Annotated in this window: 2 protein-coding genes; both read left to right on the top strand. The window is 41.6% G+C overall.

Going from position 1 to position 2540, the window contains the following annotated elements; all coding sequences use genetic code 11:
- Window positions 1-125: 125 nt before the first annotated feature.
- On the top strand, window positions 126-1403 hold the full coding sequence (locus tag WB217_RS16400; RefSeq protein ID WP_423994340.1) for a Glu/Leu/Phe/Val family dehydrogenase: 1278 nt from the start codon (window positions 126-128) through the stop codon (window positions 1401-1403).
- Between the two features lie 147 nt (window positions 1404-1550).
- A complete protein-coding gene (locus WB217_RS16395) occupies window positions 1551-2519 on the top strand; it encodes a YpdA family putative bacillithiol disulfide reductase (protein ID WP_423994338.1) in 969 nt (322 codons plus the stop codon).
- The last annotated feature ends 21 nt before the right edge of the window (window positions 2520-2540 follow it).

Below are 2540 nucleotides of genomic sequence, written 5' to 3'. Positions count from 1 at the left end.
CGTTTACATTTTGTGTTCAAAAAATGCTAAAAAGTCTTTTTTTCTTCTTGCATAAAATAACCAAAGGTGTATACTAATCCATGAAAGCAGACAACATCCGCAAAAGTGATTTAGGAGGTTTATCAATGGTAGCCGCAAACGGTAATGAAAATCCAAATAAAGAAGACAAACATGACGTCTTACGATCTACACAAACTGTTATTCATAAGGCTTTGGAAAAACTCGGATACCCTGAAGAGGTGTATGAGCTTTTAAAGGAGCCGCTCAGGATGATGACAGTGAAAATTCCTGTCAGAATGGATGACGGATCTGTTAAAGTCTTTACTGGCTACCGGGCGCAGCACAATGATGCAGTGGGTCCAACAAAGGGAGGAATACGTTTCCATCCAAACGTATCAGAGAAAGAAGTTAAAGCGCTATCAATCTGGATGAGTTTAAAGTGTGGCATTGTCGACCTTCCTTATGGAGGGGGAAAAGGTGGAATCGTTTGCGATCCGCGTGACATGTCATTCAGGGAATTGGAAAGATTAAGCCGCGGGTACGTTCGTGCAATCAGCCAGATTGTCGGACCAACTAAGGATATCCCGGCACCTGATGTTTTTACTAACTCACAGATCATGGCATGGATGATGGACGAATACAGTCGTATAGATGAATTTAACTCTCCAGGATTCATTACAGGCAAGCCGCTTGTTCTCGGTGGTTCCCATGGACGGGAATCAGCTACAGCAAAAGGGGTAACAATTTGTATACGTGAAGCAGCGAAGAAAAAGGGAATCGAGCTTGAAGGTGCTAGAGTCGTAGTCCAGGGCTTCGGAAATGCCGGAAGCTACCTGGCAAAATTCATGCACGATGCAGGCGCAAAAATCATCGGTATTTCTGATGCATATGGAGCGCTGCATGATCCGGACGGACTTGACGTCGATTACTTACTGGACCGCCGCGACAGTTTCGGGACAGTAACTAAACTATTCAACAATACTATTACAAATAAAGAATTGCTGGAGCTGGATTGTGATATCCTAGTACCAGCTGCGATAGAAAACCAGATTACTGAAGAAAATGCCCATAATATCAGAGCGAGTATCGTTGTTGAAGCAGCAAATGGCCCGACAACTCTAGAAGCAACTGAAATTTTAACTGAACGTGGCATCCTGCTCGTACCGGATGTACTAGCTTCGGCTGGTGGTGTTACAGTTTCCTACTTTGAATGGGTCCAAAACAACCAAGGTTATTATTGGACTGAAGAAGAAGTGGAAGAAAAACTTGAAAAAGTAATGGTGAGATCTTTTGACAGTATTTATGAAACTGCGCAGACTCGCAGAGTAGACATGCGGCTTGCTGCATATATGGTTGGTGTCAGAAAAATGGCTGAAGCAAGCCGTTTCAGAGGCTGGATTTAATACCTCCATCCTTGTACGTTAATTTAATAAAGGGTTCTTCATTGAATCTTATGCAAAAATCTCCTATCATTTAAAGATAGGAGATTTTTTTCTATTCACCATAAATATGTGGTTGCCTATAGATTACTAAGGAGTGAACAGACTTACATGAATAAAGAGCATACAATTATTGTTGGCGGTGGCCCCTGTGGTCTAGCTGCAGCAATCGCCCTCAAGAAAAAAGGGATCAATCCGTTAATTATTGAAAAAGGCAATATCGTTAATGCTATTTATCACTATCCAACTCATCAAACCTTTTTTAGCAGCAGTGAAAAGCTGGCGATAGGTGATGTGCCTTTCATTACTGAGAATCACAAGCCAAAACGGAATCAGGCACTCGTCTATTACCGGGAGGTCGCGAAAAGGGAAGAATTGAGAGTAAATAAATATGAAAAAGTCAGCGAAATCATAAAAACAGGAGATACAAGCTTCAAGGTTATTACTGATAAACATCAATACTCAGCGGTCAATATTGTTATTGCTACCGGGTATTATGACAATCCGAATTACATGCGAATCCCTGGTGAAGAATTGCCAAAGGTTTCTCATTACTTTAAGGAAGCTCATCCATTCTTTGATATGGATGTTGCCGTAATTGGCGGGAAAAATTCAAGTGTTGATGCTGCGATTGAATTGGTGAAGGCTGGTGCCAGAGTTACGGTCCTTTACAAGGGATCAGAATATTCTCCAAGCATAAAACCCTGGGTGCTGCCAGAATTCGAGGCGCTTGTGAAAACCGGAATGATTAATATGGTTTTTAACGCTGCAGTAAAAGTAATAACAGCTGACCTTATTGTGTATGAACATCAAGGGAATACTGTAGAGCGGAAAAATGATTTTGTTTTCGCTATGACTGGATATCGGCCTGACCATGCATTCTTAAAGAAAATGGGGGTAGAAATCGAGGAGGAAACAGGACGTCCACATTTTAATCCGGATACAATGGAGACAAATGTAGAGGGGATTTTCATTGCTGGGGTAATTGCAGCAGGGAACAATGCGAATGAAATCTTTATTGAGAATGGCAGGTTCCATGGAGGACAAATAGCAGAAGCAATTTCCCAGAGAATTAAATGAGCATAACAAAAAGGCGGAAAA

This window comes from Mesobacillus sp., from assembly GCF_049588175.1.
GTDB lineage: Bacteria > Bacillota > Bacilli > Bacillales > Cytobacillaceae > Mesobacillus.
This window is presented reverse-complemented; position numbering and strand designations above follow the sequence as displayed.

Excerpts from the sequence above, each read along its gene's own strand:
- WB217_RS16395 (WP_423994338.1), top strand. The coding sequence starts at position 1,551 with ATGAATAAAGAGCATACAATTATTGTTGGCGGTGGCCCCTGTGGTCTA.
- WB217_RS16400 (WP_423994340.1), top strand. The coding sequence starts at position 126 with ATGGTAGCCGCAAACGGTAATGAAAATCCAAATAAAGAAGACAAACAT.